Here is a 22,657-nt window from a genome sequence, read left to right as displayed (position 1 = left end):
TCGGGGCCGTCCGCCCCGTATGGGAGGGCGGCCGGGATGTTCATGTGCTCATGAGGAGGAAGCCTTCGATGGCGTTCCGTGGTCCGAAGGCGTGGCTGTGGCGCTGGCGACGCAACCCGCTCAAGCGTCGCGCCGACACGGTGGAGGCCTGGGTCGTGCTCGGCGTGTGGGCGCTGACCGTCCTCACCGGGGTGCTGGCGGGGTGGGCGACCGCGGGGTCCGTCGAACACGGTCTGGCGCGCGAACGCGTCGAGTGGCGGCCCCTGGTGGGACGGCTGACCGAGCAGGCCCCGGGCAGGGCCGTGAACGGTTCCGCCGCCGGTGATCAGGTGTGGGCGAAGGTGGGCTGGACCGGACCGGACGGCTCCGCGCACCACGGCCAGGTCCGCGTCGGACCCGGCAGCGCGGCGGGCACCCCCGTCACGGTGTGGACGGACCGGCACGGCCGCCTGGTGACGAAGCCGGCCACCGCCGCCCAGGCCGAACTGCGTGCCTCCCTCGTCGGCGGCCTGGCGGGGGTCGGCGCGGCCGTCCTCCCGTTCGCGGGCGGCCGCGTCCTGCGGGGCCGCCTGGAACGCCGGCGCGTGGAGCAGTGGGACACCGACTGGGCCCGTTTCGACGCGCTCCGGGGCCGCCCGACGGGCTGACCCGACCCCCGCCCCCCCCCGGGACGGCTGACCCGACCCCCGCTCCCGCCGGGACGGGGATCCGGGCGGCCGGGCGGGGAGCGCGGGCCGCCGAGGGGCCCGGCGGAAACGCGCACGAGGGGACTCAGCTCGTGCCGGGAAGGCTCCGTTCCAGGATCCCGTCGAGATCGGCGCCGTCCGGGAGCGTGCCGAAGGCGTACCCCCAGTCGCCGCCCAGCCGGGTCGCGCAGAACACGTCGGCGACGGCGGGCGGGGCGTGCCGGACCAAGAGCGAGGCCTGGAGGGTGAGCGCCATCTGCTCCACCAGACGGCGGGCGGCGGTCGGTGTCGCCCGGCCCAGACCGGTCCGCAGTCGCGCGACGGCGGCGTCGAGGCGGGCGTCCGCCCCCCGCGCCAGGGCGAGTTCGCCGAACAGGGCGTCGGCCGTCGCCGGTTCGCGGGTCAACGCCCGCAGTACGTCGAGGGCGTTGACGTTGCCCGAGCCCTCCCAGATGGACAGCAGAGGTGCCTCGCGGTAGTGGCGGGGCATTCCGGAGTCCTCCACGTAGCCGTTGCCGCCGAGGCACTCCATGGCCTCCGCGGTGAAGGCCGGTCCCCGCTTGGTCACCCAGTACTTGCCGACGGCGGTGGCGATCCGCCGGAAGTCCCGTTCGGTCCCCTGGCCGTCGTCTCCGCGCACCGCCCGGTCGGCCGCCCCGGCCAGCCGCAGGGTGAGCGTGGTGGCGGCCTCCGACTCCAGTGCCAGGTCCGCCAGCACGTTGCGCATCAGCGGCTGGTCCAGCAGCCGCGCCCCGAAGGCGCTGCGGTGCCGCACATGGTGCCCCGCCTCGACGAGCGTCTTGCGCATCAGCGTCGCCGACATCATCACGCAGTCCAGACGCGTGCAGTTGACCATCTCGATGATGGTCTTCACGCCCTGCCCCTCGGGCCCCACCAGCCACGCCACGGTCCCGTCGAACTCCGGCTCCGAGGACGCGTTGGAGCGGTTGCCCAGTTTGTCCTTCAGCCGCTGGACGCGGAACGTGTTGCGGGTGCCGTCGGGCAGGACACGGGGCACCAGGAAGCACGAGAGCCCGTCCGGAGCCTGCGCCAGCACCAGGAAGACGTCGCACATCGGCGCCGACGTGAACCATTTGTGCCCGCGCAGGGTGTACACGCCGGGCTCCGCCGTGGGCAGGGCCGTCGTCGTGTTCGTCCGGACGTCGGAGCCGCCCTGCTTCTCGGTCATCCCCATGCCCGCGAGCAGCCCGCGCTTCTGCGTCGGCACCCGCAGCCCCGGGTCGTACTCCCGACCGGTCAGCAGCGGCTCGTAGACGGCGGCGAGTTCCGGCTGCCTGCGCAGCGCGGGGACGGCCGCGTAGGTCATCGACGTGGGGCAGCCGTGCCCGGCCTCGGTGTGCCCCCAGGCGAGACCGCCCGCCGTGCGCGCCACATGGGCGCCCGGCCGCCCGTCGGCCCAGGGCGAGCCCGCCAGCCCCTCGGCGACCGCGACCCGCATCAGCTCGTGCCAGCTGGGATGGAAGTCGACCTCGTCGACGCGGTGCCCGTACCGGTCGTGGGTGCGCAGGACGGGCTCGTGCCGGTTGGCCAGTTCACCCCACTCCTGTGCCTCGACGCCGCCCGCGAGCAGACCGATCCGGCGGACGTCCGGTTCCGCCCATCCGGCGCCCTCCCGACGCAGCCCCTCCAGCAGGGCCATGTCGTCGGAGGCGTCGTACGGGGCCAGGGGCGGTGGCTGGTTGGTGACGTCGTGCGTGACGAGCGACGGGACGGGCGACGTCGGCTGCTCCGGCGCCTGCGCCCGCACCCGCCCCTGCGCCTCTGCCTCTGCCTGCGTGAGTATCTGGGCCATGCGCCCATGCTGCACTTTCTCTGCGAGTGTAGCAATGGTGCAACACCGGAGCCCGCGTAAAGTACGGCCTCATGCGGAGGAATGTGACGGCGCAGCCCGGCGAGGTCGACCTGCCCCCGCTGTCCGCGCGGTCCGTGGTCCTGAGTCTGCTGCTGGGCACGCACCCGCCCGAGATGGCGGCGAAGGATCTGGTGCGCGGGGTGGAGCCGTTCGGCGTCGGCGGCTCCACGGTGCGGGCCGCGCTCAGCCGGATGGTGGCGGCGGGCGATCTGCGGCGGGCCGACGGCGTCTACCGGCTCAGTGACCGGCTGCTGGAGCGGCAGCGCCGCCAGGACGACGCCGTACACCCGGACACGCGCGCGTGGGACGGCGAGTGGGAGATGGCCGTCATCACCGCGACCGGTCGCGGCCCCGCCGAGCGCGCCGAACTGCGCGGCCGGCTGAGCGCCCTCCGGCTCGCCGAGCTCCGCGAGGGGGTCTGGCTGCGACCCGCCAACCTCGGCCGGCCCTGGCCCGCGGACCTCGGGGACCTGCTGCAGCACTTCACCGCCCGCCCCCGAGTGCCCGCCCCCGGCCTGGCCGCCGGCCTGTGGCCGCTCGGCGCGTGGGCGGGGACGGCCCGGGTCCTGCTGGCCCACGTCGAGAGGGCCGAACGGCCCGCCGACCGGTTCACGGCGCTCGCGGCGGTCGTACGGCATCTGCTGGCCGACCCGGTACTGCCCGTCGGACTCCTTCCCGACGACTGGCCGGGACCGGCCCTGCGCGCCGCCTACGGTCACCATCAACGGCAGCTCGTCGCCACGGTGTCAGGGGCCGGCGCATAGGTGCGGCGGCCGTGCGAAGCGCCGTGCGGGGACGCTTCGTACGGCCGCCTTCTTACCGTGGGGGGACAGGCGGAGGGCTACTTGTACGTGATGTCGGAGGACGCGTACTTGCAGTAAGTCCCGTCCGCACTCGTGCCGTTGGTGGTCGGCTCGGCTCCCGTGTTGTTACCGATGTACTTCTGGCACGGGATGATCTTCTTGCTGCTGTCCCCGACGATCGTGATCTTCTTCAGGGTCGCGCTGTCGCCGTAGTTGGTGTTGATGCCGACGAGCTTGTTGCCCGAGTAGGTCGCTTCGATGGTGTTGAGGTTGATCGTCCGCTTGTACTGCGTCGAGCAGTTGCCGCAGGAGCGGATGAAGGTGCCGAAGGTCTGCACCGCGAAGTTGGAGACGTTCAGCGTGCCCGCGCCGTTGAACTGGAACACCTTGTCGCTGGCCGACCGCGCGCCACCGCCCGACACGGTGTACACGTTGGACGAGGAGGAGCCGCGGAAGGTCGCCGCGTCCTCGCCGACGTCCTCCCACCAGACGTTCTGGAGGGTGCAGGCGCCCTTGCAGTGGATGCCGTCGGCGGCGGGGGCGCCGATGATGACGTTCTTGAGCACCGCGCCGGCGGCCAGTTCCAGGATCGGCCCCTGGTCCTCGTCCTGGCTGCCGCTGCCCAGGTCGCCGGTGCCGTAGAGGCGGATCATCCCGTAGTCCTTGGTGCCGGACACCGCGATGGTGGAGGAGACGGCCTGGCTGCCGGTCGCGCTCGGCCAGGTGGCGGCGTGCGCCGGGGTCAGCGCCCCGGTGGTCATGATCATGCCAACCGAGAGCGTGAGGGCGGCGAGAGCGCCGGTCAGGGTGCGCCGTCGGCGCGGCAATACTGGTGAAGTCATGTCCCGATGCCTTCTTCCATGTGGGGATGGGCGTGGTGGGGCGAGTGGTCAGGGTGTCGCGGCACGCCGGCGACGGGCGTCGCCCGGACGGCGACGGATGCGGCTGACGACGGGACCGCCGCCGTCGCGGGAGTGGCGGCCGTCGTGAGGGGGCCGGACCTTTGCGCCTGTGTATGCGGGGGCCCGTCGCGCATGCGGGTGTGTCCCTTCGGGGGAGGGAAGTGGAACAAGTATGTGAATGTCAAACGAGGTGCTGAACACCCCGCGTAAGCGGTATGGCCGTTTGTGGGGTAGGCGTGAGCGGCTCGGTCACACTGCTGAACGGAACGTAGGGGGCAAGCGCTTTCTAGTCAACGCTTTGCGCAGAACACATTCGGCCACTCGGCCAGGCCTCGGCCAACCAGCAAGGGCTTGCGGGAAGTTGGCGTGGGAGCGCTTCCATGGCAAGGGCGCGCATGCCACCATGCGGTGCGGACGCTCCCCTCGTGGCTGTCGGCGAGTGGCATGCGTCCGGGTCTGCCGCCGCAGGCCGACGCCACCTGCCGAGCCGCCGATCGCCTCCCGCGAACCCCACGTACGACGTCCCCCGAGCCGCTATCAGAAAGGGACAAGCGCGTGTCGAACTCCCTTGGGAGAGCCCTGCGTTCGTTGTGCGGGGCATTGCTGCTCCTGCTCACCGCCGCTCTGCTCGCCGCCCCCACGGCCGCCGCCCGCCCGCGGGCCGCCGCGCCGGTTCCACCGGCCACCCTCACCGAGGTCACCGGTTTCGGCGCCAACCCCAGCAATCTCCAGATGTACGTCTACGCACCGGCCACCGTCACCACCCACCCGCCGGTGCTCGTCGCCGTGCACTGGTGCGGCGGCTCGGGGCCCGCGATGTACTCCGGCACCGAATACGCCCAACTCGCCGACCGGTACGGGTTCCTGATCGTCTACCCGTCGGTCACCCGGAGCAGCAAGTGCTTCGACGTCTCCTCGCCGCAGGCGCTCAGGCGTGGCGGCGGCAGCGACCCGGTCGGCGTCAGGTCGATGATCGACTGGGTGACCGCCGCCTACGCGGCCGACACCGGCCGCGTCTACGCCACCGGCATCTCCTCCGGGGCGATGATGACCAACGTCCTGCTCGGTGACTACCCCGATGTGTTCGCCGCCGGATCGGCCTTCTCCGGGGTGCCCTTCGGCTGCTTCGCCACCACCGACGGCTCCGAGTGGAACAGCGCCTGCTCCGGGGGCACCGTGATCCGCACCGCACAGGAGTGGGGCGACCTCGTTCGCGCGGCCTACCCCGGTTACACCGGGCCCCGCCCGCGCATGCAGGTGTGGCACGGCACCGAGGACGACGTGCTGCGCTACCCCAACTTCGGTGAGGAGATCAAGCAGTGGACGGATGTGCGGGGCGTCGGCCAGACCCCGGCCACCACCGACTCGCCCGTCCCCGGCTGGACCCGCACCCGGTACGGCGGCACGGGTGACCAGGCTCCCGTCGAGGCCGTCAGCCTGCAGGGCGTCGGCCACAACCTGTACGCCTGGGGCATGGCCGCCCGCGTGATCACCTTCTTCGGCCTGGACGCCGCCGGCCCCACTCCGCAGCCCCAGCCCGGCGGCTGCCGGGTGACCGCGACGACCAACGCCTGGAACACCGGCCTCACCGCCTCCGTGACCCTGACCAACACCGGCACCACCACGGTCGACGGCTGGCAGCTCGGCTTCACCCTGCCCTCCGGCCAGACCATCACCAACGGCTGGGGCGCCGCCTACGCGCCGGCCTCCGGAGCGGTGACGGCGACCAACGCGACGTACAACGGCACACTGGCCCCCGGTGCGAGCGTCACCATCGGCTACCAGGCGAACCACTCGGGCAACAGTGCGGCGCCCGGCGCCTTCACGCTCAACGGCGGTAACTGCGCCGCGACTTGATGTCTCTGTGGGCGGCCGGTGAGCCCGGCTGCCCATGGCCGCGAGGCTGGACGGTCTGTTCCCCGGACTCCTCCGCCAGTTCCCCGACGGGCTCCTCGCCGCCGCCGGTCGCAGGGCGACGGTTCGCAGCGCGCCCAACCGGCGTCCGAGGGAGCGTGGTCGCTGATCTCATCGGGGTCGTTGCTCTGTGTCCTGTACGCCGATCCCGGTGGGACCCGCCGCCAGCCACAGCGCCGCCCAGTCCGGCAGCTTCACCACGCCCCGCCCCAGTGAGGCGCCCAGCGCCGCCTCGGCCCGCTCGATCGCCAGCCATCCCGCCCACTCGACAGGTTCGGCGCCGGCGGCCCGCAGCAGCTCGAGCGGATCACCGGGCAGCTCCCGCCGGGCGAGGGCGGGGCCGTCCTCCAGCAGGGACGTCGCCGTCTCCTTGGCGCACGGCCGGTTCGTGCCGATCACCCCGGTGGGGCCCCGCTTGATCCAGCCCGCCACGTACTCGGCCGGTGCCACCACCCCCTCGCGCAGGACACGCCCCGCGAGATGCGGCACCGTGCCCCGCTCCGGATCGAACGGCAGCCCCTCCAGCGGCACCCCGCGATAGCCCACGGAGCGCAGCACCAACTGCGCCTGGATGTCCTCGTACCGTCCGGTGCCGGTCACCCCGCCGTGCGCGTCCGGAACCGTCCGCTCGAAACGCACCGCGCCCACCCGGCCCTGGTCGGCAAGCAGTTCGACGGGGCGCAGGAAGAACCGGAGCCGGATCCGCCGCCGGGCGCCGCGGGCCGGCGCGGTCGCCGCCCAGGCGCGCAGCACCTCCACGTTGCGCCGCTGCGCCGCCGGCAGTGCGGAGGGGTCGCGGTAGGCCGGGTCCAGCGCCAGTTCGGCCTCGTCCACGACCACCTCGGTGTCCGGCAGGCCGCCCAGCTCGCGCAGTTCCTTGGTGGTGAAGCGGGCCTGGGACGGGCCGCGCCGCCCCACCATGTGGATCTCGCCGATCTCGCTCGCGGCCAGCGCGGTCAGCGCCGCCTGGGGCATGTCGGTCGGGCTGAGCTCGGCGGTCTGCCGGGCCAGGATCCGGGTGACGTCCACCGCCACGTTCCCCACGCCCACCACCACGGCCGAGCGGGCGTGGCGCAGGAACCCGTCGGTGACTGTGTCCGGATGCGCGCTGTACCAGGACACGAACTCCGTCGCCGACCAGCTGCCCGGCAGCTCCTCGCCGGGCACGCCGAGGTGCCGGTCGGTCGCGGCGCCCACGCAGTACACCACCGCGTGGTACAGCTCGCGCAGCCGGGCCGGCGGCACGCCGTCGGTCCCGATCCGGATCCCGCCGAGGAAGCGCACGCGCTCGTGCTCGAGCACGGTGCGCAGGCTGTTCTGGAGCGACTTGATCTTCTCGTGGTCCGGAGCGACGCCGTACCGCACCAGCCCGTACGGGCACGGCAGCCGGTCCAGGACGTCGACGAGTACCTCGGGGTCCTGCTGGACCAGGCTCTGGGCGGTGTAGACCCCACTCGGCCCTGAGCCGACGACGGCGACACGCAGCACGCGGAACTCCTTACCCAGGGGGACGGAGGAGATCGCTGGTGCCTCCAGCATCGCACCAGCGTGGCTCCGCTGACAGGGTGCTGTGCGCGCCCGGTGTGTGCGTGTCCGTTCGTATGGAAAGTGATCATGCGGTTACGTTCCGTGTGTGCTAGAAGCATCGTTTCTTAATCTTTCTGATCGTTCCGCCGAGGACGGCGCGGTCTCCGTCTGGCCCGCGTGGGAGATCCAGGAAGCCGCGGGCGCCACGTCCTGGTTCCATGTGCTGCTGGGGTTCGCCGACGGTGCGCGCGTGGAGCTGCTGGCCGTCGTCTGCGAGGGGCGCGTCTCGGTCGAGGACGTCCGTGCCCAGCCGCCCCTGTCGCTCGTGGACCTGACGGTGCTCGCGGACTGGATCGAGGGGCCCCTGTTCGAGAGGTGCGACGAAGCCGGCGGCCTCGGGGTGGCGGGCGCGGCGGACGCGGCGCATGCGGAGGACGCGCAGTGCACGGAGGACGTGGGGCGCACGGAGGACGTGGGGCGCACGGAGGACGCGGGGCGCATGGAGGACGCGGGCCACGCGGACGGCCTGTACGGCGCCGAGGGTGTGCGGGAGCCCGCCCCCGCCGGGGAGGCCGAAGAGCGGTTCGCCCCCCGGCGGGCGCGCCCGGCCTGGCCACGGGGCGCCGAGGGGCGGTGGCTGGTGGCGCAGGAGTACCGCGCGGCCCAGGAGGAGGGGGCGGACCCCGTCCTCGCCGTCATGTGCGCGACGGGACACAGCCGCCGCAGATCGCTGAGGCTGATCGCCCAGGCGCGTGACGCGGGCTACCTGACACCACGTCACGCCCGGCGCTGAGCAGACCTGTCGGCACGGCACGGCTCGGCACCGCCCGGTCCGCGGACGAGGTCCGCGGACCGGGGCGTGCTACTGCATACCGCGCATCCTGGTGATCTCGCTCGTCTGCTGCGCTATCACATCGTCCGCCATCTCCTCGATCCGCACGTTGTTGCCCTGCGCCTTGACGTCGGCGGCCATGGTGAGGGCGCCTCCGTGGTGGGTGATCATCAGAGTGAGGAAGAGCGCGTCGAACGCCTTGCCACGGGCCGCGCGCAGCTCGTTCAGCTGGGCCTCGGTGGCCATGCCGGGCATCGCCGCGTGGTCGTGCTCGCCGCCCGTCTCCGCCTCGCCGTACGTCGTGAGCCAGCCCTTCATGGCTTCGATCTCCGGCCCCTGCGCGGCGCCGATCCGCGACGCGAGACCTTTGACGGCCGTCGACTCGGCGTGCTTCGCGGCGAGTTGGGTCATCTTCAGAGCCTGGGTGTGGTGCTGGATCATCATCCGCGCGTACGCCACGTCGGCGGAGTTGGGTGTGTCGTCGTCGGCGCGCTGCTCGGCCGCGTCCTCGGCGGAGAGGGTCCGGTTCGTCTCACCCGGCTTGCCCGGTGCTATCACCGAAGGACCGCTCGCCGCACCCGACTTGGTGTCCGGCCCGGAGTCGCACCCCGTGAGGGCGAGCGCGAGCAGCAGTGAGGCTGAGACGAGGGGCACGCGGCGGACGAGCACAACGACCTCCTGAAGCAGGTGAGTCGAGGACCGGGATGCCGTCCTCGGCTGGATCTTCGCACCAAGATCGCACTACTGAACCGAAAGATTCATGACGAGTGCGTTACCGACCCTTGATATGTGCATGATGAAGACGATACTTCGGAGCACCGTGAACCGTTCCGCGTGAACGGCGACAAGGGAGGACGCAGTGACCCTGTTGAACGACCTTCGAACGCGACGCAGACGGCTGGGAGTGGCCGCCGCGTGCACCGGACTGCTGGCCGCGCTCCTGACGGCCGTCCCGGCGGCCGCGACCCCCGACCCGGGGGACGGACCCGCCGTGCAGCAGGAGGTGTCCCAGGGCGCCCGGGCCGAGGCGGCCGCGGCGATCGCCGACGGCGAGATACCGGGGCAGGACGAGATCGTCCATTCCGACAACATCGAGCACCTGACGAACATCCCCAAGGACGCTCTGCCGGGCACCAACTCGGACCTCGCCTTCCAGGGCAAGTACGCCTTCTCCGGCAACTACGACGGCTTCCGCGTCTTCGACATCAGCAACCCGAAGTCCCCGAAGACCGTCGCGCAGGTGCTCTGCCCCGGCTCGCAGAACGACATCTCCGTCTCGGGCGACCTGCTCTTCCTGTCCACCGACTCCTCACGCAGCGACAGCAGTTGCAACAGCACCACGCAGCCGGTGACCGAGAAGTCCTCCTGGGAGGGCATGAAGGTCTTCGACATCAGCGACAAGGCGAACCCCAAGTACGTCGCCGCCGTCGAGACCGCCTGCGGCTCGCACACCCACACCCTGGTGCCCGAGCGCAAGAACGTCTACATCTACGTCTCCTCGTACTCGCCGAACGCCGCCTATCCGGACTGCCAGCCCCCGCACGACGGCATCTCGGTCATCAAGGTGCCGCGCAAGACGCCGGAGAAGGCCGCGATCGTGAGCTTCCCCGTGCTCTTCCCGGGAGAGGGTCCGGACGGCGGCGGCAACCCGGGCTCGCCCACGAACCCCGGCGTCTCCAAGACGACCGGCTGCCACGACATCACGGTCCTGCCCTCCGAGGACCTCGCGGCGGGCGCCTGCATGGGCGACGGCATCCTGTTCTCCATCAAGGACCCCGAGCACCCGAAGGTGATCGACCAGGTCCAGGACAACGTGAACTTCGCGTTCTGGCACTCGGCGACCTTCAACCAGAAGGCGAACAAGGTCGTGTTCACCGACGAGCTCGGCGGCGGCGGGGCGGCCACCTGCAACGCGGCGATCGGGCCGGACAAGGGCGCCGACGGCATCTACGACATCGTCGGCAAGGGCGACAAGCGCAAGCTGGTCTTCCGCAGCTACTACAAGATCCCCCGCCACCAGGCGGACACCGAGAACTGCGTGGCCCACAACGGCTCGCTGATCCCGGTCAAGGGCAAGGACATCATGGTGCAGGCCTGGTACCAGGGCGGTGTCTCGGTCTGGGACTTCACCGACTCGTCCAAGCCGAAGGAGATCGCCTACTTCGAGCGCGGTCCGCTCGACACCCAGGTGATGAAAACCGGCGGCTCGTGGTCGGCGTACTACTACAACGGTTACATCTACTCCAACGACATCGCCAAGGGCTTCGACGTGCTGAAGCTCAGCGACCGGCGCACCGACCCCGCCAAGCGGGTCCGGGTCGGCGAGCTCAACGTCCAGACCCAGCCGGACTACTTCGACTGACCCTCGCTCCGCGGAGCCGTCGGGTCGGTCGCGAAGAAGCGCGACAGATCGGTGTCACACCTCCCGCCGGGCGCCTCGGCGTCCGGCGGGACCCCCTGTTCCCAGTCGAGCCGGTAGCGCGCGAACAGCTCGGCGCGCAGGGTCGTGAGCGGCAGGGGCACGTTCGGCAGCACCATCGCGTAGACCGCTCCCATCAGCTGGGAGCGGAGCATCGGGTAGTCGTGGTCGACGTCCTGCGACCCGTGCCGGGCCGCGGTGTCCCGCAGCAGGTCGGCCAGCCGCTGCTGCTCCGGACACTGCACGAACCCCTCGACCTGCAGAAGGCCCGCCATGTGCTGACGCATCAGCACCGTACGGTCCCGGGCCAGGCCCAGGATGCCGTCGATGGCCCGCGCCATCCGCTCCCGGCCGTCCTCGGTGCGCGGCTCCCGCTCGAGCGCCTCCTCCAGCGTGCGGTGCATCAGCCGGTGCACGGCGGACTGGACCAGCTGCCGCTTGCCGGGGAAGTAGTACGACACCAGACCGCGCGCCGAGCCGGCCCGGTCCGCGATGTCACCGAGCGTCGTCGCCTCGTAACCCTGCTCGCCGACCAGCTCCACGGCGGCCTGAAGGAGCCGCTCCCTGGAACGGCGCCGCAATTCTTCATTGACCGAGGCGCTGCGCGGGGACATCCTGGAACTCCTGCGTTGACTGGCTGCCAGCCAACTATACTCAGGACAACCCGGTGGGGTTCCGGTTCGGAGCACACCGGGCTGCCGCCTGCTCTGGGCGACGCGGGGGATCGCCCAGAGTGGGCGTGCTTCTCCCGTAATGGGTGCCTGAGGCGACCGTTGGCAGGGAGCGCGCCGGGGCCGTCGGGTCACCCCACCAAGCCCAGCACCGTCCGCAGCGCGTCCGGGCGTTCGGCCGCCGGCAGATGGTCCACGAAGTGCACCGCGCAGCCCAGTGCCGCCGCCCCGCCGTCCGCGTGCCGGTCGTCACCGACCATCAGGACTCCGCCGGGATCGGCGTCCAGTGCCTCGCACGCGACGGTGAACAGCCGGGGGTCCGGCTTCTGGAACCCGTGCTCGTACGACAGTGTGTACGCGTCGACGTACCGGTCGAGGCCGTGCTCCCGGAACACCGGGCGCAGGTCCCAGCCGATGTTGCTGACCACACCGACCCGGAGCCCGCGCTCGCGCAACCCGCTCAGCACGTCGAGGGCGTCGGGGTAGGGCGCCCAGGCCGCCGGAATCCTGTGCCGTTCGTACAGGGCGTCGTGCAACGCCGGGTCGGGCAGCGTCACCTGACGGGACAGACCCGTGTACGCGGCTCGGTGCAGCTCCGCGCTCTCGTCCCGCACCCGCCACAACTCGGCGACCCCGGCGGGCAGCCGGAGCGGACTCGCCCCGCCGGGCAGCGCGCCGGCCGTCTCCAGCGCCCGCGCCTTCTCGGCGAACTCCGACGCGGGCAGCGTGACGTCGGCCCCCTCCAGCACCGCCCGCAGCCAGGACTCGGCGGACTCGATACGGAACAGGGTCCCGGAGAAGTCGAACAACACGGCTGTCATGCGCATGGGCTGAGTCTACGAACCCCGCGGAACCGAACACCCGGTTTTGGATCTCAGGGTCCCGCGGGTCTCAGGGTCCCGCGGGTCTCAGGGCCCAGCGAGTCCCAGGTCCCCGCGGACCTCGGGGCCCGCGAGTCTCTGGGCGCTGCGGACTTCAGGGCGTAACCGTGGCGCCGCCTCGGCAGCGTCACGGGCGCCACCGCAGGTGGGCCGCGATCGCCAGCGCCACCAGGAGGGCGCCCAGCAGCCAGCCGCCCAGGACGTCCGAGGGCCAGTGCACGCCCAGCCAGATCCGGGTCAGCCCCACGCCCACCACGGAGACCACCGCCACCGCCAGCGCCGTACGCCACACGACCGGGGGGACGCCGTGCCGGTGCAGCAGCCACAGCAGGAGACCGAACACCACCGTGGCCGTCAGGGCGTGCCCGGAGGGGTATGCCCCGTAGTGGGCGGAGTCGACCGGGTCGGGCCAGACCGGACGGGCGCGGCCCACCCCGGCTTTGAGCGACTGCTGGACCAGTGTGCCCACCGCCGCCGTGGCGACCAGCCACCCTGCCGTCCACCACGCCCCGTGCCGCCACACCAGCCACACGGCTACCGCCGCCCCCAGCAGACGCATGGTCAGGGGGTCCCAGACCCAGTCCGTGAGGATGCGGCAGACCTGGGTGACGTCGGGGTCGGCGACGGCCCAGCGGTGGGTGGTGCGGGAGATGTCGCCGTCGGCGGAGACCAGGGGATGCCAGTCGGCCGCGACCAGGACGAGGAGCAGGGTGGAGCACAGCCCCAGGACCAGGGCGGTCCGGAGCGTCGCGCGCAGACCCGCGAGGCGGGGCGGGGAGTCGACGGACGGATGGTGCATACGGAGATCCTCGCCGAAGGGTGGGGCCGGAAGCGAACCAGGGGTGCTCGGTCGGGTATCCGGAGCGGTGGGCCTCCATTCCGGGGAGACCGGGGCGGGTTCCGGCGCGGCTGCCTCGGCTGCCCTCGGCTGTCCCGACCGCCCCGCACGGCTGTCCCGGCTGCGGGGGTGGCCTGTCCTTCGGGGGCGGATGTCCTGGCTGCGGGGCGGCCTGTCCTGTTCGGGGCGGACGTCCTGGCCGGGGAGGTGGCGCGGGTCCCGAGGCGCCGGCCGGCACGGGCGGGGTGGCCGTGGCTCTGTCGGCTCAGGAGGCTCAGGAGGCACCGGGCGGGTCGAAGGGGGCGGGCGGGGTTTGCCGGTCCGATGCCCGCAGTGGCTCGGGGCGGTGCCCTGAGGCGGCCGGTTCCGCTTATACGGTCGGTCTTCTCCGGCCGCGGGGCAGGACCGTTCCGTGGGAGCTGAGGTGGTCAGCGGGTCCCCGGGATGGTCGGTCGGCGGGGACGCAGGGCCGACCGGGGGGATGCCGAGCCGGACGCCGGGATGCCAGGGCGGACACCGGAGGCGCTGGGCCCGCGCGCGGCCGGCGCGGCAGGTCGCGCGGGGACGGATTCTCCGGGGCGTGGGGATCAGCCCAGGGTTCTGAGCGCGGGGACCAGGGTCACCAGGACCGGGACCACCGGCACGAGGGAGGCCGCCGCCGTCAGTCGCAGGCGGCGGGCCGCAGTCAGGCGGCCGGACGGTGTGAGCAACCGGTGGACGCGCTGCGGGACATGGGCCTGCGGGGCGGGAGCGGGGCCGAACACACCCCGATCCTCGTTGAGTTCGACCAGTGCCAGCGCGGTCGTCAGCCGGCCGAAGCGACGGGAGGCCATGTCGTCCGCCGACAACTCGACCAGCCGGTGCATCTCGTCGCGGAACGCGGCGAAGACCGGTACCCGCGGAAAGCCGGTGGCCAGTGCCGTCGAGCAGTTGAGCAGCCAGTCGTGACGCGCCTGGGCGTGCCCCCGCTCGTGTGCCAGCACCGCGTCCAGCTGCCGTCCCTTCAGGCGGCGCAACGCGGCGGTGGTGACGACCAGTTGAGGTGCGGATCCCGCCAGCCACCAGGCGTCGGGCCGCTCACCCTCCAGTACGAGCAGTCGGCCGGACGCGGCGTTCTCGCCCGGCAACAACGGTGCGCGCAACCGGAGTTCGGCTTGGCGGGACCGGTGTCCGGCGCGGCTGCGCAGCACCTCCCGCACGAGCATCGCCCCGCTCCACAGCCCGCCGCACGCGAGCGCCACCGCGGTCGCCGCCGCCCACGGGCCCGTCGCGCCCAGCGCGTACGCCTCGACCACCGCGCGCGGGGCCGGCGCGAAGACATGCCCGCGCACCGCCTGCCAGGCCGCCGCCGCGCTGAGCGTCATCGACAGCGCACAGCACAGCAGAACCGCGGCGACCACGCACTGCCACGCCCACAGCGCGACCACCGGTTCGTGGTCCGGCCAGTCGGCCCGGGCGATCAGCCGGGGGGCGATCACGGCGGTCAGGGCACCGAGCAGCAGCAGTACCGCGGGGACCATCATGGGTAGCACCCTATGAGCGGCGTGCCGCTCGGGGGTACGGCTTGTCGCGGCGAAGTGACGCAGGCCACGCCGGAGTTGGGCTCACATCGTCAGCAGCATGGCGAGCATCCCCATCCCCATCGACAGCCGGCACGCCCGCGCCACCTCGGGCCGGTCGCCCCAGGCCAGGGCGGCGCCCCCCGTCCCGGCCACCGGCAGCAGCCGGACCCCGGCGAGCAGGACGTAGCCGGTGAAGTACAGCAGCAGCACTCCCGTGAGCAGCGGGACGCCGGAGCCGCCGTGTCCGTGCTGGTGCGCGGGCGCGGCGGCCATCACGGCCGCCATGTAGACCATGGCTCCCGCCCCGACCAGATGGTGCAGGTGGTGGGCGCTCGTGCGAGCCGCCCACAGGGCGCGCAGCGCGGCCGCCCCGAAGACCGCCGCGAAAAGGGGCCAGGCCCACGCGGGCGGGGTGAACGCCGCCGGGGGTACGGCCATCGCGGCCATTCCGAAGCCCATCAGCGCCTCACCGCCCGCGGCCCTGCGCTGCTCCTCGACCCCGCTGCGCATCCGCAGCAGGCAGTAGGCCCCGGTCGCCGCACACAGCGCCACCAGCAGCCAGCCGGGCGAAGCCGGTCCGTGCACGCGCACCTCCCCGCTCGACGTTCGCAGTCGAGGGTTGCGATGCCCACGGCACACCGTGCGCACGCGGGCGCAAGGGTGTACACGGGGGGGGCATTCGACGGAGCACGTGATGTTTCACTGGTAAAACACATGCTAAATTACTAGGTATGAGCAGTGCGAACTTTCAGCGCCCCCGAACCGAAGACCGCCCCGAAGACCGCCCCGGAGTCCGCCGCGAACCGCACGCCGGACAGCCCGAGGGGCGGCAGCACGGCCGTCGGCGCGGGCCGCGCGGGGGACACCGCCTGCCCATCGCCGGAGTGCTGCGCCTCGGGCGGCCCTCCGACATCTGGTTCAAGCCCGCCCTCAGCGTGATCGCCGCCGTCGCCCCGCCGAACCTGATCCTGCTGGCCCTCGGCCGGCTGGACCTGGCGATGTACACGATGGCCGGGTCCCTGTGCGCCCTGTACGCCCACAACCGCCCCTACGCGGCCCGGGCCCGGGTCCTGGCCTGGGTGGTGCTGGGCATGACCTCAGGACTGGCGGTCGCCCTGCTCGCGGCCTCGCTGACCGGCGACGCCGTCGTCCTGGTGACCGTCGGCGCCCTGCTCGCGGCCGCGCAGAAGGCCCTCTGTGACGCGACCCGCCTCGGACCGCCCGCCAACGTCGTCTTCACCTTCATCAGCTCGGCGGCGCTGTTCGCACCGCAGACCCCCGGGCAGGTTCCCGGCCATCTGGGACTGGCACTCGCCACGGGTGCCTGGGCCTGGCTCGTCGGCATGGCGCCCGGGCTGCTGCGGCCGCACGGCCCGGAGCGCCGTGCCACCGCCCACGCCCTCGACGCGGCCGCCGCCCACGCCGCCACGGGCGCCGCCGACGACGGGCACGCCCGGACCCGCGCCGCCGCGGCCGCCGCCGTGCACGCCGCCTGGCAGACCCTCCTGTCGGCCCGTGCCACACAGGCCCGCCGGGCCCTGGAGCGTCTCGTCGTCCGTGCCGAGATCGCCCTCGCCGCCCCCGCCGACACCGACCCGAAGCGGCTGCGCGACTGGGCCGGCGACCTGCGCGGCACCGGTCCCGTCCCGCACCCGCGCGACCTGGTGGACGACGACGAACTCCTCGGCGTCGACGCCGAACTCGCCACCGGCCGGCCGTCCCTGCGGCTCCGTCTCCGCCCCCTCGCGCCGATCGCCGCACACACCGCCCTCGGTTGCGCCCTCGCCGGATACGCCTCCCTCGCCCTCGGTGTCGGCCGCCCCTACTGGGCCCTGGTCACCGCCGCGTCCCTCTACCAGGCGAACCTCACGCTCACCTGGAGCCGCGGAGTCCAGCGGGTCGTCGGCAACCTGGTCGGCGTGCTCGCGTTCGCCGCGCTCGTCCCGCTCGCCCATCTCACGCAGGCCGCCCTCGTCCTGATCTGCCTCGCCCTGAACTTCGGCGCCGAGGCGCTGATCAGCCGCAACTACTGGCTCGGCAGCGTCTGCGTGACCCCGATGGCCCTGCTCATCACCGAGTTCGCGCAGGTACAGGACTCGGGCCGGCTGATCACCGAGCGGCTGGTGGACACCCTCGTCGGCGCCGTGGTCGGTTTCGTCGCCGCGGCCGCCGTCACCAACCGGCGGGCCGGCGACCGTCTCGGGGACGCCCTGACAGCCGTCGAACGGACCCGCGAGCGCGCCGCCCGCCTGCTGGCGGAGCCCCGCCCCGCCCCCGGAGCGCTGGAATCCGCCCGCCGCGGCCTCGCCGCCACCCTGGTCGACCTGCGCGCCACCGCCGACGCCGCTTACGGCGAGTGGTGGCAGCGGGCGCTGCCCGAGGAGCGGGTCGTGTCGGCCGAACAGTGCGGACACCGTACGCTCGCGGCGACGGTACGGCGCCAGGGGCTGCTCCTGGACCGGGACGCGAGCATGAGCACGGGAGCGGAGGACGTACGGCGATGACGGCGACGCACGGGCGGTCGGCGGCCGGGAACGGGACGGGGGAAGGGCCCGCGGCCGGGACGGGACCGGGGGCCCATGGCCCCGGGAGCGCCGGTGGCCGCCCGAGGAGCGGCGACGGGGCGGACGGCGGCGACGCGCGGGAGAGCGGTGGCCGAGCGGACACCGCCGACCCGGTGCAGCCGGTACAGGGGCTACGGCCGGTTCGGCCGGTTCCGGCCGATCGGCCGGTGCGCAACGACACCGTCGCCGCCGTCGTCCGGCAGTGGCAGACGGTCCGGCCCGACCTCGACACCGGCCCCATGGAGATCATCGGCCGCGTGAACCGCTGCGCCGCGCTCCTCCAGCAGGCCGAGGACGCCCCCCTGCGGCGGGCCGGGCTGAGCCGTGCGGAGTTCGACCTGCTCGGTGCGCTGCGCCGCACCGGCCATGAGCTGACTCCCGGCGAACTGGCCCGTGAGACCTTCTCCTCCGGGGCGGCCGTCACCAAGCGGCTCAAGCAGCTCACCGAGCGTGGACTGGTGGACCGTCGCGTCGACACCCGGGACCGGCGTGTCGCCCACCTCCGCCTCACGGAGGCCGGGCGTGCCCTCGTCGACGGCATCATGCCCGAGCAGCTCGTCTACGAGAGCGCCGTACTGTCCGCCCTCGACGACGGCCGACAGGGCGAACTGGCAGATCTGCTGGGTGAGTTGCTGAGCCGACTCGAGGGACACATGAGGGCACTGCGGGTCTGAGCGCAGGGCCGGCGCGGGAGGCGGCCTGGCGGCCCGTCGACGGTCAGCCCTCGTCACCCGCCCGGTACACGCCGAACACCGCGCCCTGCGGGTCCCGCAGTACGGCGATCCGCGGGCCGTCCGGCACCGAGGTCGGTTCCATGAGCGCGGTGCCGCCCGCCTCCGTCGCCGTCCGGGTGGACTCGTCCACGTCCGTCACCGCGAAGTACGGCAGCCAGTGCGGGGGCACCTCGGGCGGGAACTTCTCGTCCATCGTGATCATGCCGCCGAAGTCCGCGCCGCCGACGCCCCACTGCAGGTAGTTCTCCGACGACCGGACGGTCCAGCCGAACACCGTCGTGTAGAAGGTCTCCGCCCGGTGGCGATCGCGGGTCAGCAGCTCCACCCAGCCGAGCGAGCCGGGCGCGTTGAACAGCCCGGCCCCCGGGAAGGCCCGCGCCTGCCACAGCTGGAAGGCGGCGCCGCCCGGGTCGAGGGCGACCACGAACCGGCCCACGTCGAAGACGTCCATCGGGCCGACAAGCACCTTGCCGCCGGCCTCCGTGAGCAGTCGCGCGCTGACATCCGCGTCGGTCACCGCGAACGACACGTTCCAGGCGCAGGGCTGTGCCTCCTGGTACAGGGGGCTGAGCGCCGCGACGGCAGCTTCGCCGAGGTGCGCGACCGTGTAGCCGCCCGCCTCCTGGCGCGGATCCGTCTCCGCGCGCCAGCCGAAGAGCTCCGCGTAGAACCGCTTCGCCGCCTCCAGGTCGGTCGTCCCCAGCTCGGCCCAGCAGGGCCCGCCGGGCACGGGCGCGTCGAGCTTCATGGCGTTCCTTCCGCGAAAGGGACCCCTTCCAGCACGCTATGCCCCGACCCGCGCCACGGCATCCGGTGGCCGCCGAGGCCCGCGAAACACGGTCCGGCCTGGACGGACGGCCTCGACGACCGGCCTTTGAATCACCCCGCCGCCCGCCCGCTCGGCGATCCCCAGGTCACGGACGTACCCGTCGGCCGCCCGGCTACCGGCAGGTCTCGGATGAAGCCCGTCGGCCGCCCGGCGACCCGCAGGCCACGGACGACGCCCGTCCCGGCAGCCCTGCGCCGGTCGGCTCAGATGCCCGGCCGGTAGCGGATCGGATGGTCCGCCGGTACCTCCACCAGCACGATCGGCGTGCCGTCCGGATCGGCGACCCACATTTCGAGCAGCCCCCACGGCTCCCGCACCGGCGGCCGGACGATCTCCACCCCCCGGGCGCGCAGCTCGTCGTGCGCCGCCGCCACGTCGGGCACCTGCAGCCACAGCCGTACGGCGGGGTCCGGCGGTGTCTCCGAGCGGCCCGAGACCTCCAGGAAACCGCCGCCGAGGAAGTAGACCACCCCGCGCTCCGGCCCCGTCCCGAACTCGCGATAGACCGCGAGGCCGAGCTGCTCCCCGTAGAAGGCACGGGAACGCTCGGGATCGGTCGGCCTGAGCAGGGTCCTACTGCTGAGTACGTGCACCATGCAGCCGGAGCCTACCGGCGCAGGGTCTACGCTCGGCGGTGCCCCAGCCGAGTCAGAGACCGGAGAACGCCCGCATGGACACCGCCGCCACCGAATTCACCTTCCGCGACGCCGTCGACGCCGACGTGGACGCGCTCGTCGCGCTCATCGAGTCCGCCTACCGCGGGGACGCCAGCCGGGCCGGGTGGACGACCGAGGCCGACATCCTCCAGGGGCAGCGGACTGACCCCGACGGAGTGCTCGCGGTCATCAAGGCGCCGGACAGCCGGCTGCTCGTCGTCGAGCGGCAGGGCCGGATCGTCGCCTGCTGCCAGCTGGAACACCGCGGCGTCCACGCCTACTTCGGCATGTTCGCCGTCAGCCCCACGGTCCAGGGCGCCGGCCTCGGCAAGACGGTCATGGCGCAGGCCGAACGGCTGGCGCGCGAGGACTGGGGCGTCACGGAGATGCACATGACCGTGATCTCCGTACGCGATGACCTCATAGCCTGGTACGAGCGTCGCGGCTACCGGCGGACCGGCCGTATGACCCCCTTCCCCTACGGCGACGAGCGCTTCGGCATCCCGCAGCGCGACGACCTCCAGTTCGAGCTGCTGGTCAAGGAACTGAGCTGACCGTCAGGACCTGTCCGACCGTCAGGACCTGTGCTCACGCAGTGAAGCGGCCCGTGCGCCGGATCTCCGGGTAGTCGGTGGTCGCGCCGTCGAGTTCCAGGGCGCGGACCAGCCGCAGCTGGTCCTGTGTGTTGACCACCCAGCCGATGATCCGCAGGTCCTGCTTCCGTGCCTCCTCGACGATCTCCAGGGTGAGCCGGCGCAGGTTGAGACAGACCGTCGTCGCGCCCGCCTCCCGGGCGCGGTCGACGATGTCGAGGCCGTAGCGGCTGCCGATGAGGGCGGTGCGCACTCCGGGGACCAGGCGCGCGATCTCGGCGACGGCCTCGTCGTGGAACGAGGACACCTCCACGCGCTCCACCAGGTCCCGCGCGTGCATCACGTCGGCCAGCGCCCGCGCCGCCTGGACGTCCTTGATCTCGGCCTGGAGCGGGAGCCGCACGGCGTCCAGGACCTCCTCGAAGCACGGCACGCGCTCGCCGCGGCCCGCGTCGAGGGTCCGCAGTTCCGCGAGCGTCCGGTCGGCGATGGGCCCGGTCCCGTCGGTCGTACGGTCCACGTCGGGGTCGTGCATGACCACGAGGGCGCCGTCCTTGCTCAGGTGCAGATCGAGTTCGATGACGTCCAGACCGGCGTGTTCGGCGGCGACGAAGGAACGCAGGGTGTTCTCGGGTTCGACACCCATGACTCCGCGGTGACCGATGGTGAGGAAGTTCAAGAGACGACTCGCTTCCGTCGACGGCTGGGCAGGAGGAGCACGCAGCCTAGTGGCCCCGGGGCGCCATGGACATGCGCGTGCACCGAGGGTTCCTCTACCCGCCCCGCCCGCAGCGCCGACCCGCCGCGCGGCCCGTAGCGGAACTAGCCGCTCCTTCGATGTCCGGCAGGAAAAAGTGCGGTGAAGATGCGGGAGCGCAGGATAATTTCCGTAAGCTCCACTTGCTGGAGGAAACCCCCTACGCATACGGTGTCCTGACGCGAGCTTCTCCAGTGAAGGATGGGACATGACGGAAATTCTTGTGCAGGCGGCTACGGGGGAGCAGGTTCCTCCGGCGGCGAGGGTGGTCGAGCACCCGGCGTGGCGCGTGCTCAAGGATGCCGTGGAGCGCATCCGGCCCTGGCAGTCGAAGGACGGGTCGATCGACTTCACGGCGGAGGGTGCGCCGTCGCGCACGGACGCCGAGCAGGCCCTCCGGCAGGTGATCGAGGCCGTCGAGGAGCTGTCCCCGCTGCTCCCGCACGACGCCGACTATCACCGGGCGCTCGCCAAGGACCTGCGGGTCTGGGCCGACGGCGGCTTCGAGGTGCCGGACTTCCTCGACTCGCTGCTGGCCTTCCAGCCCGCCGCGAACCGTCGCGACGGACTCCAGCACCTGGTCGTCTTCGCGATGTACACGCAGAACGGCAACCCGGACCGGAACCTCGAAGCGGTCGTGCTGCGCATGGTCTGGCCCGAGTGGCTGGCCGAACTGGAGCGCACCCGCTACGACAACCCGCTGTTCTGCGGCATCACCTTCGAGGACTTCACGGCCGGCTACGACACGAACTCCGCCGTCCTCTTCCCGGAGACCATCGCCGTCCGTGAGGCGCCGGAACGTTTCTCCTGGGGTGGCATCTTCTGTGACCGCGAGGCCGCCCGCTTCCGCCGGGTGACCGACGCCGCCGTCGAGGTCCTGGGCCTGTCGCTGCCCGAGGACATCGCCGCCATGGTCCACGACCAGAAGCGCTGCGAGGAGGCCTTCGTCCTGTGGGACATGGTCCACGACCGCACCCACAGCCACGGTGACCTGCCCTTCGACCCCTTCATGATCAAGCAGCGCCAGCCGTTCTGGATGTACGGGCTGGAGGAGCTGCGGTGCGACCTCACCGCCTTCAAGGAGGCCGTGAAGCTCCAGGCCGACGGCGTCCCGCAGGCCCGCGACGTGCAGTACGCGGTCCTCTTCGACCGCATGTTCCGCTTCCCCGTCACCGGCGAGCGGGTGCGCAACTACGACGGCCTCGGCGGCCAGCTGCTCTTCGCCTACCTGCACAAGCACGACGTCGTCCGCTGGACCGACAACAAGCTGCACATCGACTGGCAGCGGGCCCCGCAGGTCACCAACCAGTTGTGCGCCGACATCGAGCAGCTCTACCGGGACGGCATCGACCGCCCCAAGCTCGTCCACTGGTTCGCCGGCTACGAGCTGGTCTCCACGTACCTCGCCCCGCACCCGGGCTCCAAGTGGGCCAAGGGCCCCGACGCCCTGGACCTGACCCAGCCGCCCCGCAAACTCGTGGACGACGTGCTTCCGGACGAGTTTCCGCTGAGCATGTTCTATGAGGCCCTGTCCAAGAAGCTGAAGAACGTGATCGCCTCGACCCGGGGCATCACGGCGGACGGCGCCGAGCGGATCGCCGCGTGAGCGACCTGCG

At 72.4% G+C, this 22,657-nt stretch carries 21 protein-coding genes; 9 read left to right on the top strand and 12 right to left on the bottom strand.

The window, feature by feature from the left end; translation table 11 throughout:
* Positions 1–68 precede the first annotated feature (68 nt).
* Positions 69–647, top strand: coding sequence for an Rv1733c family protein (locus QF030_RS07325; RefSeq protein ID WP_307161838.1), 579 nt, complete (start codon positions 69–71; stop codon positions 645–647).
* A gap of 124 nt (positions 648–771) precedes the next feature.
* Here the strand turns inward: QF030_RS07325 and QF030_RS07320 are convergent, their stop codons facing one another.
* Positions 772–2,499 carry a DNA alkylation response protein gene (locus QF030_RS07320; RefSeq protein WP_307161837.1) on the bottom strand — a complete coding sequence of 576 codons (1,728 nt, stop codon included), beginning with the start codon at positions 2,497–2,499 and terminating at the stop codon, positions 772–774.
* A 71-nt stretch (positions 2,500–2,570) separates the two neighbouring features.
* On the opposite strand from QF030_RS07320, the gene QF030_RS07315 reads away from it, so the two are divergent.
* On the top strand, positions 2,571–3,323 hold the full coding sequence (locus tag QF030_RS07315) for a PaaX family transcriptional regulator C-terminal domain-containing protein (RefSeq protein WP_307161836.1): 753 nt from the start codon (positions 2,571–2,573) through the stop codon (positions 3,321–3,323).
* Between the two features lie 77 nt (positions 3,324–3,400).
* Here the strand turns inward: QF030_RS07315 and QF030_RS07310 are convergent, their stop codons facing one another.
* Complete coding sequence (locus tag QF030_RS07310) at positions 3,401–4,204, bottom strand: pectate lyase (protein ID WP_307161835.1); 804 nt, start codon at positions 4,202–4,204, stop codon at positions 3,401–3,403.
* A 660-nt stretch (positions 4,205–4,864) separates the two neighbouring features.
* Between QF030_RS07310 and QF030_RS07305 the strand changes: the two genes are divergently transcribed.
* Positions 4,865–6,121, top strand: a complete 1,257-nt coding sequence (locus QF030_RS07305; protein WP_373428883.1) for an extracellular catalytic domain type 1 short-chain-length polyhydroxyalkanoate depolymerase — start codon at positions 4,865–4,867, stop codon at positions 6,119–6,121.
* A 168-nt stretch (positions 6,122–6,289) separates the two neighbouring features.
* Here QF030_RS07305 and QF030_RS07300 read toward each other — a convergent pair whose 3' ends face one another.
* On the bottom strand, positions 6,290–7,666 hold the full coding sequence (locus QF030_RS07300) for an FAD-dependent oxidoreductase (protein WP_373428882.1): 1,377 nt from the start codon (positions 7,664–7,666) through the stop codon (positions 6,290–6,292).
* 145 nt (positions 7,667–7,811) lie between these two features.
* Here QF030_RS07300 and QF030_RS07295 point away from each other — a divergent pair, with 145 nt between their 5' ends.
* Complete coding sequence (locus tag QF030_RS07295) at positions 7,812–8,498, top strand: DUF6214 family protein (RefSeq protein WP_307161832.1); 687 nt, start codon at positions 7,812–7,814, stop codon at positions 8,496–8,498.
* 69 nt (positions 8,499–8,567) lie between these two features.
* Here the strand turns inward: QF030_RS07295 and QF030_RS07290 are convergent, their stop codons facing one another.
* Entirely contained in the window at positions 8,568–9,206 is a 639-nt protein-coding gene (locus tag QF030_RS07290) for a DUF305 domain-containing protein (protein ID WP_307161831.1), read from the bottom strand.
* A gap of 190 nt (positions 9,207–9,396) precedes the next feature.
* Here QF030_RS07290 and QF030_RS07285 point away from each other — a divergent pair, with 190 nt between their 5' ends.
* Positions 9,397–10,899: an LVIVD repeat-containing protein gene (locus QF030_RS07285; protein ID WP_307161830.1), complete on the top strand. Its 1,503-nt coding sequence runs from the start codon at positions 9,397–9,399 to the stop codon at positions 10,897–10,899.
* Here the strand turns inward: QF030_RS07285 and QF030_RS07280 are convergent.
* From QF030_RS07280 to QF030_RS07260, 5 genes are all read right to left on the bottom strand, one after another.
* Complete coding sequence (locus QF030_RS07280) at positions 10,887–11,570, bottom strand: TetR/AcrR family transcriptional regulator (protein ID WP_307161829.1); 684 nt, start codon at positions 11,568–11,570, stop codon at positions 10,887–10,889. The two genes, QF030_RS07285 and QF030_RS07280, sit on opposite strands and share 13 nt — an antisense overlap.
* Positions 11,571–11,758: 188 nt before the next feature.
* The gene (locus tag QF030_RS07275; protein WP_307167496.1) at positions 11,759–12,448 is read right to left on the bottom strand and encodes an HAD family hydrolase; all 690 of its coding nucleotides are present in this window, start codon (positions 12,446–12,448) and stop codon (positions 11,759–11,761) included.
* Between the two features lie 187 nt (positions 12,449–12,635).
* Complete coding sequence (locus QF030_RS07270; RefSeq protein WP_307161828.1) at positions 12,636–13,307, bottom strand: phosphatase PAP2 family protein; 672 nt, start codon at positions 13,305–13,307, stop codon at positions 12,636–12,638.
* A gap of 626 nt (positions 13,308–13,933) precedes the next feature.
* Complete coding sequence (locus QF030_RS07265) at positions 13,934–14,869, bottom strand: M56 family metallopeptidase (protein ID WP_307161827.1); 936 nt, start codon at positions 14,867–14,869, stop codon at positions 13,934–13,936.
* 81 nt (positions 14,870–14,950) lie between these two features.
* Entirely contained in the window at positions 14,951–15,493 is a 543-nt protein-coding gene (locus tag QF030_RS07260; RefSeq protein ID WP_307161826.1) for a DUF5134 domain-containing protein, read from the bottom strand.
* A 299-nt stretch (positions 15,494–15,792) separates the two neighbouring features.
* Between QF030_RS07260 and QF030_RS07255 the strand changes: the two genes are divergently transcribed.
* Both QF030_RS07255 and QF030_RS07250 read left to right on the top strand, forming a co-directional pair.
* Positions 15,793–17,412 carry an FUSC family protein gene (locus QF030_RS07255; RefSeq protein ID WP_307167495.1) on the top strand — a complete coding sequence of 540 codons (1,620 nt, stop codon included), beginning with the start codon at positions 15,793–15,795 and terminating at the stop codon, positions 17,410–17,412.
* A gap of 227 nt (positions 17,413–17,639) precedes the next feature.
* Positions 17,640–18,146, top strand: a complete 507-nt coding sequence (locus tag QF030_RS07250; RefSeq protein ID WP_307161825.1) for a MarR family winged helix-turn-helix transcriptional regulator — start codon at positions 17,640–17,642, stop codon at positions 18,144–18,146.
* A gap of 43 nt (positions 18,147–18,189) precedes the next feature.
* Here the strand turns inward: QF030_RS07250 and QF030_RS07245 are convergent, their stop codons facing one another.
* Positions 18,190–18,954 (bottom strand): VOC family protein, encoded by a 765-nt coding sequence (locus QF030_RS07245; RefSeq protein WP_307161824.1) that lies wholly within the window; start codon positions 18,952–18,954, stop codon positions 18,190–18,192.
* Between the two features lie 284 nt (positions 18,955–19,238).
* Positions 19,239–19,631 (bottom strand): VOC family protein, encoded by a 393-nt coding sequence (locus QF030_RS07240; protein WP_307161823.1) that lies wholly within the window; start codon positions 19,629–19,631, stop codon positions 19,239–19,241.
* A gap of 74 nt (positions 19,632–19,705) precedes the next feature.
* Here QF030_RS07240 and QF030_RS07235 point away from each other — a divergent pair, with 74 nt between their 5' ends.
* Positions 19,706–20,245: a GNAT family N-acetyltransferase gene (locus QF030_RS07235; RefSeq protein WP_307161822.1), complete on the top strand. Its 540-nt coding sequence runs from the start codon at positions 19,706–19,708 to the stop codon at positions 20,243–20,245.
* A gap of 34 nt (positions 20,246–20,279) precedes the next feature.
* Here the strand turns inward: QF030_RS07235 and QF030_RS07230 are convergent, their stop codons facing one another.
* Positions 20,280–20,963 (bottom strand): glycerophosphodiester phosphodiesterase, encoded by a 684-nt coding sequence (locus QF030_RS07230; protein ID WP_307161821.1) that lies wholly within the window; start codon positions 20,961–20,963, stop codon positions 20,280–20,282.
* 286 nt (positions 20,964–21,249) lie between these two features.
* On the opposite strand from QF030_RS07230, the gene QF030_RS07225 reads away from it, so the two are divergent.
* Entirely contained in the window at positions 21,250–22,647 is a 1,398-nt protein-coding gene (locus QF030_RS07225; protein WP_307161820.1) for a DUF6421 family protein, read from the top strand.
* The last annotated feature ends 10 nt before the right edge of the window (positions 22,648–22,657 follow it).

This window comes from Streptomyces rishiriensis (genome assembly GCF_030815485.1).
Classification (GTDB): domain Bacteria; phylum Actinomycetota; class Actinomycetes; order Streptomycetales; family Streptomycetaceae; genus Streptomyces; species Streptomyces rishiriensis_A.
This window is presented reverse-complemented; position numbering and strand designations above follow the sequence as displayed.

Excerpts from the sequence above, each read along its gene's own strand:
- QF030_RS07325 (WP_307161838.1), top strand. The coding sequence starts at position 69 with ATGGCGTTCCGTGGTCCGAAGGCGTGGCTGTGGCGCTGGCGACGCAAC.
- QF030_RS07320 (WP_307161837.1), bottom strand. The coding sequence starts at position 2,499 with ATGGCCCAGATACTCACGCAGGCAGAGGCAGAGGCGCAGGGGCGGGTG.
- QF030_RS07315 (WP_307161836.1), top strand. The coding sequence starts at position 2,571 with ATGCGGAGGAATGTGACGGCGCAGCCCGGCGAGGTCGACCTGCCCCCG.
- QF030_RS07310 (WP_307161835.1), bottom strand. The coding sequence starts at position 4,204 with ATGACTTCACCAGTATTGCCGCGCCGACGGCGCACCCTGACCGGCGCT.
- QF030_RS07280 (WP_307161829.1), bottom strand. The coding sequence starts at position 11,570 with ATGTCCCCGCGCAGCGCCTCGGTCAATGAAGAATTGCGGCGCCGTTCC.
- QF030_RS07275 (WP_307167496.1), bottom strand. The coding sequence starts at position 12,448 with ATGACAGCCGTGTTGTTCGACTTCTCCGGGACCCTGTTCCGTATCGAG.
- QF030_RS07270 (WP_307161828.1), bottom strand. The coding sequence starts at position 13,307 with ATGCACCATCCGTCCGTCGACTCCCCGCCCCGCCTCGCGGGTCTGCGC.
- QF030_RS07265 (WP_307161827.1), bottom strand. The coding sequence starts at position 14,869 with ATGATGGTCCCCGCGGTACTGCTGCTGCTCGGTGCCCTGACCGCCGTG.
- QF030_RS07245 (WP_307161824.1), bottom strand. The coding sequence starts at position 18,954 with ATGAAGCTCGACGCGCCCGTGCCCGGCGGGCCCTGCTGGGCCGAGCTG.
- QF030_RS07240 (WP_307161823.1), bottom strand. The coding sequence starts at position 19,631 with ATGGTGCACGTACTCAGCAGTAGGACCCTGCTCAGGCCGACCGATCCC.
- QF030_RS07235 (WP_307161822.1), top strand. The coding sequence starts at position 19,706 with ATGGACACCGCCGCCACCGAATTCACCTTCCGCGACGCCGTCGACGCC.
- QF030_RS07225 (WP_307161820.1), top strand. The coding sequence starts at position 21,250 with ATGACGGAAATTCTTGTGCAGGCGGCTACGGGGGAGCAGGTTCCTCCG.